Raw genomic sequence first — 14,639 nt, forward strand, 5'->3', positions numbered from 1 at the left:
CAGCCCCCTTCACGCGTGAGTGCGTCGGTGGCCGATCGCGCCGAGATCAGACGGCGAGCTTGACCATGTCCGCCTGCGGACCCTTCTGGCCCTGCGAGATCTCGAACTCGACTCGCTGACCTTCTTCAAGGGTGCGGTAACCGTCCATCTGGATCGCACTGTAGTGGACGAAAACATCCGCACCACCGTCGACCGCGATGAAGCCGTACCCCTTCTCCGCGTTGAACCACTTGACGGTGCCCTGAGCCATGCCTAACTCCCCTATTACTGGCCCTTGCACGGGACCACACTTCGCGGACCCGGGTCAGACCTCCACCCTCCGACAGGAGAGGGTGTGCGCCGGAACGCGTCGACCGCGGCTGAATGTATCTGCCCAACTGCCCTCTGCAACAGGTCAATCGGACGAGAATTCCGGGCACACTCGGAGAGCGGAATGCCGTGAATTCAACATTCCGGGGCAAGTCGGGCCGGGCAAAGCGCACTTAAGGCACAAAGGACACACACACTTTGACCTCATGTTGTCGCGTTCTCATATGCACTTGGCATTCGAAGCGAAGGGGCTTCCCCAACTGTACCCCGCTCAACCATGTTGAATTGCCCCCTCCGCTTCTCGTGCGGAGAGGGCAACTCTGGGTTCAACTCTGGGTACGGATGAAGTTAAACGCGCGGTTGAAGACGGCGGTTGAAGACGGCGGATCAGCCGCCCGCGACCGCCGGGATGATCGAGACGCCGGCGCCCTCGGGCGTGGCCGTCTGGAGGCCCTGCTCGAAGCGCACGTCGTCGTCGTTGACGTACACGTTGACGAAGCGGCGCAGCTTGCCCTGGTCGTCCAGGACGCGCGCGGCGATGCCGGTGTGGTTCTTCTCCAGGTCGGCGATGACCTCGGCGAGGGTGGCTCCCTCGGCGGCGACCTCGGCCTGGCCACCGGTGTAGGTGCGGAGAATCGTGGGGATGCGGACGTTCACGCTCATGGTTCGGTGCTCCTAGTCGTTCAGCAGTGGCTCAGTGGGCCGAGGCCCGCCTCGTGGCTCAGCGCCTCAGCGCCTCAGTGGGCGAGGCCGGCCTCGCGGAAGGCGTCCAGGCTCGGGCGGATGGTCGCGGTCGCCTGGGACGTGGCGGCCACCGCGTCCAGGGTCTTGAGCCCGTCACCGGTGTTGAGCACGACCGTGGTGAGCGACGGGTCGATGAGACCGGCCTCGATGAGCTTCTTGGTGACGCCGACCGTCACACCGCCCGCGGTCTCCGCGAAGATGCCCTCGGTCCGGGCGAGCAGCTTGATCGCGTCGACGATCTGCTCGTCGTTCACGTCCTCCACCGCGCCGCCGGTACGGCGCGCGATGTCCAGGACGTACGGGCCGTCCGCCGGGTTGCCGATCGCGAGGGACTTGGCGATGGTGTCCGGCTTCTGGGGGCGTACGACGTCGTGCCCGGCCTTGAAGGCGGTCGACACCGGGGAGCAGCCCTCGGCCTGCGCGCCGAAGATCTTGTACGGCTTGTCCTCGACGAGGCCGAGCTTGATCAGCTCCTGGAGGCCCTTGTCGATCTTGGTGAGCTGGGAGCCCGAGGCGATCGGGATGACCAGCTGGTCCGGCAGCTGCCAGCCGAGCTGCTCGCAGATCTCGTACGCCAGCGTCTTGGAACCCTCGCCGTAGTACGGCCGCAGGTTGACGTTGACGAAGCCCCAGCCCTCGCCGAGCGGGTCGCCGATGAGCTCGGAGCAGAAGCGGTTCACGTCGTCGTAGTTGCCCTCGATGCCGACGAGCTCGCCGCCGTACACCGCGGCCATGACGACCTTGCCCTGCTCCAGGTCGTGCGGGATGAACACGCAGGAGCGGAAGCCGGCCCGCGCGGCGGCGGCGCCGACCGCGCCCGCGAGGTTTCCGGTGGAGGAGCAGGAGAGGGTGGTGAAGCCGAAGGCGCGGGCGGCCTCCAGGGCCTGGGCGACGACGCGGTCCTTGAAGGAGTGCGTCGGGTTGCCCGAGTCGTCCTTGACGAACAGCTTGCCGGGCTCGACGCCCAGCTCGCGCGCCAGGTTCTCGGCCTTGACGAGCTTGGTGAAGCCCGGGTTCAGGTTCGGCTTGTCGGCGACGTCGGCGGGGACGGGCAGCAGCGGCGCGTAACGCCAGATGTTCTCGGGGCCCGCCTCGATCCGCTTGCGCAGCGCCTCGGGGTCGCCGAGCGGCAGGTCATAAGCCACTTCGAGCGGTCCGAAACACAGTTCGCAGGCGAAGATCGGGCCAAGTTCGAAACGCTGGCCGCACTCGCGGCAGGAAAGCCCGGACGCCGGACCGAGATCAACGGCATTGTCGGCAGAGGTACGGTTTTCGACAGTCTGTGCAGACATGGAGGGGAGGCCCTTTCTCCTCATCTTCCTCACGGCGAACGTCGCCATGAGACGGATTTGGCACCTTCCCTAGCCGGTGGCCTCGTGTCTTGGATCGTAGAGATCGACGAGAACCGACTGGAGGGTTGCCGGGGCTTCAACGGGCCGTTTCCCTCTGCCCCTCTGGATGAGCGGTATTCGATTGTCAGCGTGACGACGACCCCCGACATGCGACGGTCATCCGCGTTGTTCAAGACTGTAACCGAAGCCCGGGACGGTTGAGATAGTCGTCCGAACCGCGAGATGGATCACACGAGGAGGCCAGGAACCGTGCTGGAAGAGGTGGAACGCTGGCTGAGCAGGCGTTCCTGGTCCGCGGCGGAGCGGCCGATCGAGCGGATCCTGGCCGCGAAACAGCGCACCGGTACGACCGTCAGTGTCGTGCTGCCCGCCCTCGACGAGGAGGCCACCGTCGGTGACATCGTGGCCGCGATCCGGCGCGAGCTGATGACCGATTCCGTCCCCCTGGTCGACGAGCTCGTGGTGATCGACTCCGGCTCCACCGACCGTACGGCCGAGGTCGCGGCGAAGGCCGGCGCCCGGGTCGTCCACCGGGACGCGATCCTGCCCCGCATACCCGCGCTGCCCGGCAAGGGCGAGGTGCTGTGGCGCTCGCTGCTCGTGACCAGCGGCGACGTCGTGTGCTTCATCGACGCGGACCTGAAGGACTTCGACGCGGGGTTCGTCTCCGGGATCGTCGGGCCGCTCCTGACCGACCCGGACGTGGACTTCGTCAAGGCGATGTACGACCGCCCCTTCGGAGCGGACAGCCCCTTCGGGGAGACGGCGAGCCAGGGGGGCCGGGTCACCGAGCTCGTGGCGCGGCCGCTGCTCAACCTCCACTGGCCCCAACTGGCCGGAATTGTCCAGCCGTTGGGCGGCGAGTACGCGGCCCGGCGCTCACTCCTGGAGCGGCTGCCGTTCCCCGTCGGGTACGGAGTGGAGCTCGCGCTGCTCGTCGACGCGCTGCACACGGTGGGCCTCGACGCGCTGGCCCAGGTCGACGTGGGCGTACGCAGGCACCGCCACCAGGACGGGCCGGCGCTCGGCCGGATGGCCGCCGCGATCTACCGCACCGCGCAGCTGAGGCTGTCCCGGGGCCATCTCGTACGGCCCGAGCTGACCCAGTTCGAGCGCGGTGAGCACGGCTTCGTACCGCACACGTACGCCGTCGACACCGAGGAGCGGCCGCCCATGCGGGACATCGAGGAGTACGCGGTGCACCGGGCGGCGTAGGACGGCCGGATCCCGCTCCCGGGGGCGGGCGTACGGGTGTTTGAGGGGTTGCGGGGTGGGCTAGGTTCCGCAACATGGTCACCGCGCACGCCGCCCCCAGGGCCCAGGTACTCGTCGCGTCGAATCGCGGCCCCGTCTCGTATGCCCTGAAGGAGGACGGGTCCCTCGAATCCAAGCGGGGCGGGGGCGGGCTCGTCTCGGGGCTCAGCGCGATCGGCTCCGACGTGGAGTCGGTGTGGGTGTGCGCGGCGCTCGGCGACGGCGACCGCGAGGCGGTGCGACGCGGCGTGGGTGAGACGGGCGTCCGGATGCTGGACATCGACCCGGCCGTCTTCTCCGACGCGTACAACGGCATCGCGAACTCGGTGCTGTGGTTCGTCCAGCACATGCTGTACCAGACACCGCTGGAGCCGGTCTTCGACGCGGAGTTCCGGCGGCAGTGGGCCTCGTACGAGGCGTACAACCGCGCCTTCGCCGCGGCGCTGGCGGCGGAGGCGGGGGTCGGGGCGCGCGTCCTGGTGCAGGACTACCACCTCGCCCTGGTGCCGGGGATGCTCCGCTCGCTCCGTCCCGACCTGCGGATCGCCCACTTCTCGCACACGCCGTGGGCGCCGGTGGACTACTTCCGGATGCTCCCGGACGACATCGCGCGGCAGCTGTTGCGGGGGATGCTGGGCGCGGACCGGCTGGGCTTCCTCACCTGGCGGTGGGCCTCCGCGTTCGCGGCGTCGGTGTCGGGGGTGCTGGGGGCGGACGAGGGCGAGGTGGTCGGCTCGCCGGGCGCGGAGGGGCGGGTTTTCTTCCGGCACGGGGTGGTGGCCGGGGAGCCTGCCGCTCGCGAGACCGACATCGCCGTGTACCCGCTCGGCGCGGACGGCGACTTCCTGCGGCGGCGCTCGCACGAGGCCGACGTCGAGCAGCGCATGGCCGCCCTGCGCGAGCAGATCGGGCCGGACCGCCGGACGATCGTGCGGGTCGACCGCACCGAGCTGTCCAAGAACATCGTGCGGGGCCTGCTCGCCTACCGGCACCTGCTCGACACACACCCCGAGTGGCGCGAACGGGTCGTGCACGTCGCCTTCGCGTATCCCTCCCGGCAGGATCTGGCGGTGTACCGGGAGTACACGGAGGAGGTCGGGCGGGTGGCCGATGAGATCAACTCCGCTTACGGGACTGCCGGTTGGACTCCTGTCGTGCTTCATGTCCAGGACGACTTCGCCCGGTCGCTGGCCGCCTACCGGCTCGCGGACGTCGCCCTCGTCAACCCCGTCCGCGATGGCATGAACCTCGTCGCCAAGGAGGTTCCGGTGGTGTCCGACTCGGGGTGCGTGCTGGTGCTTTCGCGGGAGGCGGGGGCGTTCGCGGAGCTGGGGGAGGATGCGATCGTCGTGAACCCGTACGACGTCACGGGGACGGCCGCCGCGTTGCACGCGGGGCTGTCCATGGCGGAGGAGGAGCGGGCGGAACGCACCAAGCGGCTGGCTGCGGCGGGTACCGCGTTGCCGCCTCGGCGGTGGTTCTTGGCGCAGTTGGAGGCGCTGGGGGGGTGAGGGCGGCGTTTGCCCACCGGCCCGCCCGTGCGGGGTTGGGTGGTTCGGCTCCTGGGGCTGCGCCCCAGACCCCCGGAGGGTTGCGGGAAGGGGCGGGGAGGGGACTACCGGGGGGGCTGGGGCGGCCCACCCGGACACGCCCCAGCCCTCCCCCGGCCCGGGCTACATGTGCGAGGCCAGGGCCCTCAGGAACTTCGTCACCGACGCCGGGCCGTTCAGCAACAGGTCGGCCCTTTCGGCCAGTTCGGGAATCACCGTGTCCGCGGCCACCAGCAGCCCCGGCATGCCGTCCGAGCGGAGTTTTTCCACGGCGGCGAACGCGGGGAGGTCGCCCAGGTCGTCGCCCGCGTACAGGACCGACTCGGCTCCCACCTCGTGTACGTACGCGGCGAGCGCCACCCCCTTGTCCATGCCCGGGGGCCTCAACTCCAGTACCAGGCGGCCGGGTTCGAGCACCAGGCCGTGGTGGGTGGCCAGGTCGGCGAGCGGGGTGCGCAGGGCCTCGAAGGCGGCCTCGGGGTCCTGCGCCCGGCGGGTGTGGACCGCGACGGCCTGGCCCTTCTCCTCGATCCACGTGCCGCGCCAGGCGCCGTGCGTGTCGAGAACTCCGGGGAGTTCCGCGCGGGCCGCGGCCACGCCGGGGTGGGCGGCGGGGGTATGGACGGTGCCGGTGACCGCGTCCCAGCGCTCGGCGCCGTAGTGGCCCAGGACCACGAGGTGCTCAAGGCCTCCTACCCCCGCGAAGCCCCCGTAGCGGACCGCGACCCCGGCCGGCCGGCCGGTGACGACGGCGACGGATGCGACGTGCGGGGCCAGCGCGACCAGTGCGGGTACGGCGTCGGGGTGGGCCCGGGCCTGCTCGGGGTCGGCGACGATCTCGGCGAGCGTGCCGTCGAAGTCGATCGCGACGACGGCGCGCTCCGGGCGGGCCACGATCGCGGCGAGGCCGTCGCGGCCGAGCTGGGTGGCGGGGGTCGGCAGGGGTTGCGGTTGGCTTCCCATGCGGCCGACCCTATCGGGGTCCGGGCGGGGCGGGGTGGGTGCACGTATGGCGCAACGGCGCGTGCGGTCAGCGGCGGTCGCGCTGTTCGTCCCTGGCCCGGCGGAGGCGGTTGACGGTCACGGGGGCGTGGGCGAGGGCGCGGGTGTCGTCCAGGAGGGCGTTGAGGAGCTGGTAGTAGCGCGTGGGTGAGACCCCGAGCTCCTCCCTGATGGCCCGCTCCTTGGCACCGGGGGTGGGCCAGGCGCGGGCCTCCATCCGGAGCACGGCCTGCGCCCGGTCGTCCAGCTCTTCTGCCTCTTCTGCCATGCGGTCCACGGTAGCCCTGGGCGGCGGGATGGGGTGCGGTGCGGTTCGGCGGGGTGCGCTGGGGCTCCGCCTCAGACCCCGGGAGGCCCCTCCCCGCCCCTTCCCTAAACCCGCCGGGGGTGGGTGGGGTCGGCTCCGGCGGGTGATGAGTGGGACATGGTGGGTGGCGCTTCGGCTGCGGACCGTGCGTGGTTGCTCGCGCAGTTCCCCGCGCCCCTAGCAGGGTGCCCTCGCAGGCATTCCCAGCCTGTCGTGGGGGTCCCCCTGGCCCTTAAGGCCTTGGGGGAGTTTGAGGACGAGCGCCGTTCAGGCGCGAAACGGGGGTCCGGGGGCGGAGCCCCCGCAGGGGGTCTGGGGCGCAGCCCCAGGGCTCAGCTCATCCAACCCCGTCACGGGCGGGTGGGTGGGTGGGCAAACTCCCCGGGGTTTGGGGCGGAACCCCCGAGGAACCCCGGGTTATTCCGCGTTCTCCGCGTCCATCGCCACCTTCGCGATGTCCTGGAGGACCGCCTTCGGCGAACCCCCCGGCGCCACAGCCGTACCGATCTTCTTCTTCACCGTCTCGCTCACCTTCGGCCACGACGTCTTGCCGACCGGGGGCAGCTCGGACGTCGGCAGGGCGTCCAGGAACGGCTTGAGGTCCTTGTGCTTGGCGTCCGCCGCCATCGCCGAGGACGCCGACACCGTGGACGGCAGCAGGTCGTACTGCTCGGCGAACTGGAGCACGTTCTGGTCGGTGAACGTGAAGTCCAGGAACTTGCCGATCTGCGCCCGGTGCCCGCCCTGCTTGAAGCCCATGATCCAGTCGGCGACGCCCATCGCCGCCTTGGCCTTGCCGTTCGGCCCGGGCAGCGGCACCATGCCGAACTTGATGCCCTTCTTCTTGGCCTGCTCCATCAGCGAGGGATGGCCGTTGAGCATGCCCACCTCGCCCTTCGCGAACGCGTCGAACGCGGCCTGCCGGTTGAGCTTGGCGGGCGCGACCGGGCCGGTCAGCTCGGGCTCGACCAGGTTGCTCTTGAGCCACTCGAAGGTCTGGATGTTCTCGGGCGAGTCGATGTCGTAGCCGTCGACGGTGTTGGTGTAGCCGCCGTTGCCGCTGAGCATCCACATCATGGTCTCGGCCTGCGCCTCCTCGCTGCCGAGCGGCAGCGCGAAGGGGGTCTTCACACCCTTGGCCTTGAGTGCCTTGGCGTCGGTGGCGAGCTCGGCCCAGGTGTTCGGCGGCCTGATGTGGGCGTCGTCGAACAGGGTCTGGTTGTAGAAGAGCAGTCGCGTGGAGGCCACGAACGGCATGCCGTACTGGACGCGCTTGACGTTGCCCGCGTCCGCGAGCGGCGCCAGGAAGTTGGCCTCCGTGGGGATGGAGAGCAGCTGGTCGACGCTGTAGAGCTTGCCGCTCGCCGCGTAGTCGGAGTACGCGCCGATCTGCGCGATGTCGGGGGCGTTGCCCGCCTTGACCATCTCGGCGACCTTGGCGTCGACGACGTCCCAGGAGAAGATCTGGACGTCGATTTTGATGCCGGGGTTCTTCTTCTCGAACGCGTCGACAACGTTGTGCCAGTACGTCTTCGTGCTGCCGCCGCCGGATATGTCGTAGTCGGCGGCCACCAGCTTGAGGGTGACGTCGCCGGAACCGCTCTGCCCGCCACATCCCGAGAGCACTGCCGTCATGCCGAATGCGGCAACCGCCGCGGTCAAGCCCAAGAAGCGCCTGCGCACGCGCTATCCCACCCTCGTTGTGATCCTGGCGGATCCAGTCGGTCCCCCGTGACGTCCTGTATTTGAGCTGCGATTTTCCCTCATACGGGGGCATGAGGTCTACACCAGTCGCATATCGCTTCCGCAACGCCCGGTGCAAGAGTACATTGGGAAACTTTGAGGGCAGAAAGCGCTTTCTACTTCTTCTGGCGAGTGGACTAGACCTTTCATGGGTGTTGGCGCGAGACTGTCCCCGTGAGACACGTCATCGCCCTGGATGTGGGCGGCACCGGGATGAAGGCCGCCCTCGTAGGGGCGCACGGCACGCTGCTCCACGAGGCGCGCAGGCCCACCGGCAGAGAGCGCGGGCCCGACGCCGTCGTCGAGTCGATCCTCGCGTTCGCGGCGGACCTGCGGGCGTACGGGGAGGAGCACCTCGGCGAGAGCGCTGTCGCGGCCGGCGTCGCCGTGCCCGGGATCGTCGACGCCGAGAACGGGATCGCCGCGTACGCCGCCAACCTGGGCTGGCGCGACGTACCCATGCGGCGGCTGCTCAGCGAGCGCCTGCGCGGGGTGCCGGTCGCGCTCGGCCACGACGTGCGCACCGGCGGCCTCGCCGAGGGCCGGATCGGCGCGGGCAAGGGCGCCGACCGCTTCCTGTTCATCCCGCTCGGCACCGGCATCGCGGGTGCGATCGGCATCGACGGCCGGGTCGAGCCGGGCGCGCACGGCTTCGCCGGGGAGATCGGCCACATCGTCGTACGCCCCGGAGGCATCCCCTGCCCCTGCGGCCAGCGCGGCTGCCTGGAGCGCCTCGCCTCGGCCTCCGCGGTGACGCTGGCCTGGGCCGGGGCGAGCGGTGACCCGGACGCGGACGCCGCCGACTGCGCCAAGGCCGTCGAGTCCGGCGACCCCCGCGCGCTCGCCGTCTGGCAGAACGCGGTCGACGCGCTCGCCGACGGTCTGGTCACGGCGCTCACCCTGCTCGACCCCCGCGTGCTGATCATCGGTGGCGGACTCGCCGAAGCCGGGGAAACCTTGTTCGTACCGCTCCGGGCCGCCGTCGAGGAGCGCGTGACGTTCCAGAAGCTGCCCGAGATCGTCCCGGCGGCCCTCGGGGACACCGCCGGCTGCCTGGGCGCGGGCCTGCTCGCCTGGGACCTCGTCGCCGAGACCGCCGACTCCGGCTCCAGCTCCGGCTCCGATCCCGACCCGGCCCAAGACTCCGACTCCGACTCCGACTCCAGTGAGGTAACCGCCTGATGGCCGCATCGCTTGTTCTCTCCGGCGCCCGCGTCGTCCTCCCGACCGGGGTCGTCGAGAACGGACGCGTGATCGTCGACGGCACCAGGATCGCCGGGGCCGCCCCCGCCGACGCGCCCTCGCTCGACCTCGCGGGCCACTGGGTCGTGCCCGGCTTCGTCGACATGCACAACCACGGCGGCGGCGGCGCCTCCTTCACCAACGGCACGGTCGAGGACGTCCTCAAGGGCGTCCACACCCACCGGCTGCACGGCAGCACCACCGTGGTCGCCTCCACCGTGACCGGCGAGATGGACGTCCTCGCCCAGCGCGCGGGGCTGCTCTCCGAGCTGGTCGAGCAGGGCGACCTGGCCGGCATCCACTTCGAGGGCCCGTTCATCTCGCCCTGCCGCAAGGGCGCGCACAGCGAGAGCCTGCTGCGCCACCCGGACCCGGCCGAGGTCCGCAAACTGATGGACGCCGCGCGCGGCACCGCGAAGATGTTCACGCTGGCCACCGAGCTGCCCGGCGGCCTCGACTCGGTACGCCTGCTGGCCGAGCACGGCGTGATCGCGGCGATCGGCCACACCGACGCCTCGTACGAGCAGACCGTCGAGGCGATCGACGCGGGCGCCACCGTCGCGACCCACCTCTTCAACGCGATGCCCCCGCTCGGCCACCGCGAGCCGGGTCCGATCGCGGCCCTCCTGGAGGACGAGCGGATCACCGTCGAGCTCATCAACGACGGTACGCACCTGCACCCCGCGGCCCTCGAACTCGCCTTCCGCCACAAGGGCGCGGGCCGGGTCGCGTTCATCACCGACGCCATGGACGCGGCCGGGTTCGGCGACGGCCTCTACCACCTGGGCCCGCTGGAGGTCGAGGTCAAGGAGGGCGTGGCCCGGCTCGTCGAGGGCGGCTCGATCGCGGGCTCCACGCTCACCCTGGACCGTGCGTTCCAGCGCTCGGTGACGGTCGACGGCATCCCGGTCGAGGACACCGTACGGGCACTTTCGGCCAACCCGGCGCGGCTGCTCGGCCTCGACGACAAGGTGGGCTCCCTCGAACCCGGCAAGGACGCCGACCTGGTGGTCCTGGACGCCGACTTCGCCGTCAAGGGCGTGCTGCGCAAGGGCAGTTGGGTGGTCGAGCCGCAGCTCGGCTGAGCGCCGCCGGCGCTGATATCCGGTACGGCGGCCGGTCCGGGGTCTGGGCCTGCCGCCGTCCGTTTGACATGATCACCCCGTGATTCTGACCGTCACGCTGAACACCGCACTCGACATCACCTACCGCGTCCCCGCCCTCGTACCGCACGCGAGCCATCGCGTCGACGAGGTCGCGGAGCGCCCCGGCGGCAAGGGCCTCAACGTCGCCCGGGTGCTCGCCGCGCTCGGGCACGAGGCGGTGGTGACGGGATTCGCGGGCGGCCCGAGCGGCGAGGTGCTGCGCGCGCTGCTCGCCGAGCTCGCGCCCGTCGACGAGCTCGTCCCCATCGCGGGCGCCACCCGCCGCACGATCGCCGTGGTGGACGCGGTGACGGGCGACACGACCCAGCTCAACGAGCCGGGCCCGCTCGTCTCGCCCGCCGAGTGGGATGCGTTTGTGGCCACGTACGGGCGGCTGTTGGCCGGCGCCGAAGCGGTGGCGCTGTGCGGGAGTCTGCCGCCCGGGCTGCCGGTCGGGGCGTACGCGCAGCTGGTGCGCCAGGCCCGCACCGCGAAGGTGCCGGTGCTCCTGGACACCAGCGGCGAGGCGCTGCGGCGCGGCATCGCGGCCCGGCCCGACCTGGTCAAGCCCAATGCCGACGAGCTGGCCCAGCTCACCGGCTCGCGCGAGCCGCTGCGGGCGGCCCGGGACGCGCGCCGCCGCGGGGCCCGCACGGTGGTCGCCTCGCTCGGCGCGGAGGGCATGCTCGCCGCCTCCCCCGACGGCCTGTGGCAGGCGGCCCCGCCGGCCGCGGTGCGCGGCAACCCGACGGGCGCGGGCGACTCGGCGGTGGCCGGTCTGCTGTCGGGCCTGGTCGAGGGCCTGGACTGGCCGGGCCGCCTGACGCGCGCGGTGGCCCTGTCCGCGGCGACCGTACTGGCGCCCGCGGCGGGCGAGTTCGACCCGGAGGCGTACGAGAAAATGCTCGGCTCGGTACGCGTGACCGAGCACGCGCACTGAGCCGAGCAGCAGCTTCGAAGCCGGTCTACGAGGCCGGGGTCAGCCAGAACTGGTCGAGGTTGACGTTGCACTGGTTGCCCTGCTCGCAGGACAGCTTGATCTCGTTCACGCCCTTGGTGAGCTGCACTATGGCGTACGTGTTCTGCCAGCCCTTGGCCCAGTCCCCTGCCGGGGAGTGCGCGAAGTTCTTCATGTTCATCGGGCGGGACTCGGCCTTGCCGTTGAGCGTTATCGTCGCGTTCGCGTCCACGCCGGGGATGCCGTACTGCAGGTTCAGCTTGTACGAGCCGGCCTTCGGGACGTTGGGCTTCCAGGTGACCGAGGCGCCCACGTTGTTGAAGTTGCCGACGAACGCGCCGCCGGTGCCCTTGGCGCCCGGCACGTTGGTGCCGACCTGCGCGGAGCCGCCGAGGGTCAGCGTCGCCGCGTCGTCCTTGGGCAGCTCCGCCGGGGCGGAGGCCGAGGCCGACGGGTCGGTGCTCGGCTGCTGCGAAGACTGGCTGGAAGAGGACTTGCCAGGGTTGGCGGTGTCGTCCTTCTTGTCCTTGTCGCCGCTGTTGCTGGCCAGCGCCACGGCGATGCCTATGACGACGGCCGCGACCACGGCGACGGCGCCGATCAGGAGCCCCTTGGTGTTGGGTCCGCGGCCGCCGCCACCGGTCTGCTGCGGGGGCGGTCCCTGCCGGGGCGGGGCGCCGCCGGGGTAGGTCTCGGGCGCCGCGTACTGGGCGGTCGGCCGCCCGTACTGCTGCTGAGGGGGGCCCTGCTGCTGCGGGGGCCCCTGATACTGCTGCTGCGGGATCTGTCCGTACTGGCGCTCACCGACCGTGCGCACCTGGTTGTACGACGTCCTGGGGACTCCGGGCTGTTGCTGCCCCACCGTCGGACCCGGGTAGCCGTAGCCGCCACCGGTGCGGGGCGGGGTGGCGCCTTGGGCCTGCCCGTCCTCGTAGAGGTAGCCGAACGGATCGTCGTCCTCGGGGGTGTTCGCGCCGTTGTTGCCGGGCGTCGTCATCCGGGGTCACTCCTCACTGTCCGCCAGCCGTCGCCGACCGGCCGAGCCTACCCCGAACGGACCACTGCCCGGTCTGGCCTTGACCACACGTGATCGTTGTCCGGATTTGGTCACCCGGCGCGGCGGTGGACCTTGGAGCGGGAGCGCTTCTCGATGTACATCCGCTGGTCCGCGGAGCGCAGGACCTCTTCCACGGACATGCCGCAGCTGGCCCAGCCGATGCCGAAACTGGCCCCCACGCGGACCGCTCGGCCGTCCACCCGGATGGGCGGGATGATCGCGTTGCGGAGACGAACGGCCAGGTCGGCGGCGTCCGCGGCGCCGAGCCCGTCCGCGAGGACGACGAATTCGTCACCCCCGAGCCGCGCCACGGTGTCGCCGTCGCGCACCCCCGTGGTGAGCCGGCGGGCGACCTCGATGAGGACCGCGTCACCCGTGTGGTGGCCAAATCTGTCGTTGATCGACTTGAAGCCGTCGAGGTCGCAGAAGAGCACCGCGAGCCCCTTCGTGCCGTCGTCGATCTCATCGTCGGGGGCCACGGTGTGGACATGGTGGTCGTACGGTCCGCCGCCCGGCAGCGCGTCGAAGTCGAAGCCGTCGGCGCGGAACGCGTGCCCGTGCGCCTCGGACTCGCCCGTGGCCGGGAGCTGCCCGTAGGCCGCGTCCAGGGTCTCGACCGCGCTCGCCGGGCCGACCGAGTGCGGCCGGGGACAGAGCCGCGCCGACAGCCTCGCGCGCAGCTCCGCGCTGTTGGGCAGGCCGGTGAGGGCGTCGTGGGATGCGCGGTGGGCGAGCTGGAGCTCGTGCCGCTTGCGGTCCTCGATGTCCTCGACGTGGGTGAGCAGGAAGCGCGGCCCGTCGGCGGTGTCGGCGACCACGGAGTTGCGCAGCGACACCCACACGTACGTGCCGTCGCGCCGCCCGAGCCGCAGCTCGGCCCGGCCGCCCTCGGCGGAGGTGCGCAGGAGTGTCCCTATGTCCTCGGGGTGCACGAGGTCGGCGAAGGAGTAGCGCCGCATGGCGGAGGCGGGCCGCCCGAGCAGCCGGCACAGCGCGTCGTTCGTCCGCAGGAGGCGGCCGTGCTGGTCGCCGCCCATCTCGGCGATGGCCATGCCGGACGGCGCGTACTCGAAGGCCTGGCGGAAGCTTTCCTCGCTGGCGCGCAGGGCCTGCTGCTCGCGCTCCAGGCGGACCAGGGCACGCTGCATGTTTGCGCGGAGCCGGGCGTTGCTGATCGCAATCGCGGACTGCGATGCATACATCTGGAGCGCTTCCCGCCCCCAGGCGCCGGGCTTGCGGCCGTTGCGGGGTTTGTCGACGGAGATGACGCCCAGCAGCTCCTGCGTGCCGCCGGAGGAGTACATCGGAGCGTAGAGCCGGTCCTGCGGATGCCACTCGTCCTCGAACCGCGGCTCGGGGCCCTCCGTGTACCACTGGGGTACGTCGTCCTCCAGGAGCACCCAGCCCTCGGTGTGCGGGATGAAGCGCAGGCCGTCCCAGTCCTCGCCCATCGCGAGGCGGCGCTCCCAGGAGCCGCGGGATCCGACCCGGCCGGTGATCAGGGCTTCCGCGGCGGCGTTGCCGGCGAAGGCGGCGACGACCAGGTCACCGTCGGGGCGTACGAGATTGACGCAGGCCAGCTCGTAGCCGAGTCCCGCGATGACGCCGTCCGCAACGGTCTGCAGCGTGTCCGCGAGGCTGCGGGCCGTATTGAGCTCCCCGACCACCTGGTGCAGCTGCCGCAGGGTCGCAAGACGGACGTAGGGCTCCGACTCGGTCTCCATTGCTCGCTCTCCCCGAGACCTCGACAGCAACTCCTGGCTTCAGATCGACATTCCTTTTGCACTGTCCCGCCACTGAATCACAGCGAGCTGTCTAGCCGGTACACAGGGTCAACAAATAGTGCCTTCTGTGACTCAAGTCACAGCAGATGATGGGGGGTTGGCCGTTCTTTCCGTCTTTGCCCCCTACCTTTCCTGAACGCAAACTGAGAACGGGCTGGGAACTTGCTGAGCCCCTCGGCAAGAGAGTGCGCG

The 14,639-nt window shown here is 70.8% G+C and carries 13 protein-coding genes and 1 riboswitch; of the genes, 5 read left to right on the forward strand and 8 right to left on the reverse strand.

Annotation, left to right across the window (positions count from 1 at the left end):
• Nucleotides 1-46: 46 nt before the first annotated feature.
• The 3 genes from OHA17_RS18155 to thrC all read right to left on the reverse strand — a co-directional run bounded on the left by OHA17_RS18155 (nt 47) and on the right by thrC (nt 2,345).
• Nucleotides 47-250 (reverse strand): cold-shock protein, encoded by a 204-nt coding sequence (locus OHA17_RS18155; RefSeq protein ID WP_005315736.1) that lies wholly within the window; start codon nt 248-250, stop codon nt 47-49.
• Between the two features lie 446 nt (nt 251-696).
• The gene (locus OHA17_RS18160) at nt 697-972 is read right to left on the reverse strand and encodes a MoaD/ThiS family protein (RefSeq protein ID WP_189965133.1); all 276 of its coding nucleotides are present in this window, start codon (nt 970-972) and stop codon (nt 697-699) included.
• Between the two features lie 74 nt (nt 973-1,046).
• Entirely contained in the window at nt 1,047-2,345 is a 1,299-nt protein-coding gene (gene thrC / locus OHA17_RS18165; RefSeq protein ID WP_406507484.1) for a threonine synthase, read from the reverse strand.
• Nucleotides 2,346-2,362: 17 nt separating this feature from the next.
• A riboswitch (SAM riboswitch) is annotated at nt 2,363-2,518 on the reverse strand.
• Between the two features lie 136 nt (nt 2,519-2,654).
• On the opposite strand from thrC, the gene OHA17_RS18170 reads away from it, so the two are divergent.
• Both OHA17_RS18170 and OHA17_RS18175 read left to right on the forward strand, forming a co-directional pair.
• Nucleotides 2,655-3,620: a glucosyl-3-phosphoglycerate synthase gene (locus tag OHA17_RS18170; protein WP_406507485.1), complete on the forward strand. Its 966-nt coding sequence runs from the start codon at nt 2,655-2,657 to the stop codon at nt 3,618-3,620.
• Between the two features lie 74 nt (nt 3,621-3,694).
• Complete coding sequence (locus tag OHA17_RS18175) at nt 3,695-5,170, forward strand: trehalose-6-phosphate synthase (RefSeq protein ID WP_406507486.1); 1,476 nt, start codon at nt 3,695-3,697, stop codon at nt 5,168-5,170.
• Between the two features lie 162 nt (nt 5,171-5,332).
• Here the strand turns inward: OHA17_RS18175 and otsB are convergent, their stop codons facing one another.
• The 3 genes from otsB to OHA17_RS18190 form a co-directional block, all read right to left on the reverse strand.
• Nucleotides 5,333-6,172: a trehalose-phosphatase gene (otsB, locus tag OHA17_RS18180; RefSeq protein WP_406507487.1), complete on the reverse strand. Its 840-nt coding sequence runs from the start codon at nt 6,170-6,172 to the stop codon at nt 5,333-5,335.
• 67 nt (nt 6,173-6,239) lie between these two features.
• The gene (locus tag OHA17_RS18185; RefSeq protein ID WP_406507488.1) at nt 6,240-6,479 is read right to left on the reverse strand and encodes a DUF3263 domain-containing protein; all 240 of its coding nucleotides are present in this window, start codon (nt 6,477-6,479) and stop codon (nt 6,240-6,242) included.
• A gap of 456 nt (nt 6,480-6,935) precedes the next feature.
• A complete protein-coding gene (locus tag OHA17_RS18190; RefSeq protein ID WP_406507489.1) occupies nt 6,936-8,153 on the reverse strand; it encodes an extracellular solute-binding protein in 1,218 nt (405 codons plus the stop codon).
• Between the two features lie 282 nt (nt 8,154-8,435).
• Between OHA17_RS18190 and OHA17_RS18195 the strand changes: the two genes are divergently transcribed.
• The 3 genes from OHA17_RS18195 to OHA17_RS18205 all read left to right on the forward strand — a co-directional run bounded on the left by OHA17_RS18195 (nt 8,436) and on the right by OHA17_RS18205 (nt 11,588).
• Nucleotides 8,436-9,443: an ROK family protein gene (locus OHA17_RS18195; RefSeq protein ID WP_406507490.1), complete on the forward strand. Its 1,008-nt coding sequence runs from the start codon at nt 8,436-8,438 to the stop codon at nt 9,441-9,443.
• A complete protein-coding gene (gene nagA, locus OHA17_RS18200; RefSeq protein ID WP_398880420.1) occupies nt 9,443-10,588 on the forward strand; it encodes an N-acetylglucosamine-6-phosphate deacetylase in 1,146 nt (381 codons plus the stop codon). The genes OHA17_RS18195 and nagA overlap by 1 nt, the downstream gene beginning before the upstream one ends.
• A gap of 79 nt (nt 10,589-10,667) precedes the next feature.
• Entirely contained in the window at nt 10,668-11,588 is a 921-nt protein-coding gene (locus OHA17_RS18205) for a 1-phosphofructokinase family hexose kinase (RefSeq protein ID WP_406507491.1), read from the forward strand.
• A 25-nt stretch (nt 11,589-11,613) separates the two neighbouring features.
• Here OHA17_RS18205 and OHA17_RS18210 read toward each other — a convergent pair whose 3' ends face one another.
• Together OHA17_RS18210 and cdgB are read right to left on the reverse strand one after the other, a co-directional pair.
• Nucleotides 11,614-12,603 (reverse strand): CBM35 domain-containing protein, encoded by a 990-nt coding sequence (locus OHA17_RS18210; protein ID WP_406507492.1) that lies wholly within the window; start codon nt 12,601-12,603, stop codon nt 11,614-11,616.
• Nucleotides 12,604-12,713: 110 nt separating this feature from the next.
• Nucleotides 12,714-14,387, reverse strand: coding sequence for a diguanylate cyclase CdgB (gene cdgB, locus OHA17_RS18215; protein WP_406507493.1), 1,674 nt, complete (start codon nt 14,385-14,387; stop codon nt 12,714-12,716).
• Nucleotides 14,388-14,639 lie beyond the last annotated feature (252 nt).

Origin of the sequence: Streptomyces sp. NBC_00212, assembly GCF_045206365.1 — a bacterium.
In the GTDB taxonomy this organism is placed as follows: Bacteria; Actinomycetota; Actinomycetes; order Streptomycetales; family Streptomycetaceae; genus Streptomyces.

Bases quoted from the DNA above. Each gene is read 5' to 3' on its own strand.
- OHA17_RS18155 (WP_005315736.1), bottom strand. From the start codon at position 250: ATGGCTCAGGGCACCGTCAAGTGGTTCAACGCGGAGAAGGGGTACGGC.
- OHA17_RS18160 (WP_189965133.1), bottom strand. From the start codon at position 972: ATGAGCGTGAACGTCCGCATCCCCACGATTCTCCGCACCTACACCGGT.
- thrC (WP_406507484.1), bottom strand. From the start codon at position 2,345: ATGTCTGCACAGACTGTCGAAAACCGTACCTCTGCCGACAATGCCGTT.
- OHA17_RS18175 (WP_406507486.1), top strand. From the start codon at position 3,695: ATGGTCACCGCGCACGCCGCCCCCAGGGCCCAGGTACTCGTCGCGTCG.
- otsB (WP_406507487.1), bottom strand. From the start codon at position 6,172: ATGGGAAGCCAACCGCAACCCCTGCCGACCCCCGCCACCCAGCTCGGC.
- OHA17_RS18185 (WP_406507488.1), bottom strand. From the start codon at position 6,479: ATGGCAGAAGAGGCAGAAGAGCTGGACGACCGGGCGCAGGCCGTGCTC.
- OHA17_RS18190 (WP_406507489.1), bottom strand. From the start codon at position 8,153: ATGACGGCAGTGCTCTCGGGATGTGGCGGGCAGAGCGGTTCCGGCGAC.
- nagA (WP_398880420.1), top strand. From the start codon at position 9,443: ATGGCCGCATCGCTTGTTCTCTCCGGCGCCCGCGTCGTCCTCCCGACC.
- OHA17_RS18210 (WP_406507492.1), bottom strand. From the start codon at position 12,603: ATGACGACGCCCGGCAACAACGGCGCGAACACCCCCGAGGACGACGAT.
- cdgB (WP_406507493.1), bottom strand. From the start codon at position 14,387: ATGGAGACCGAGTCGGAGCCCTACGTCCGTCTTGCGACCCTGCGGCAG.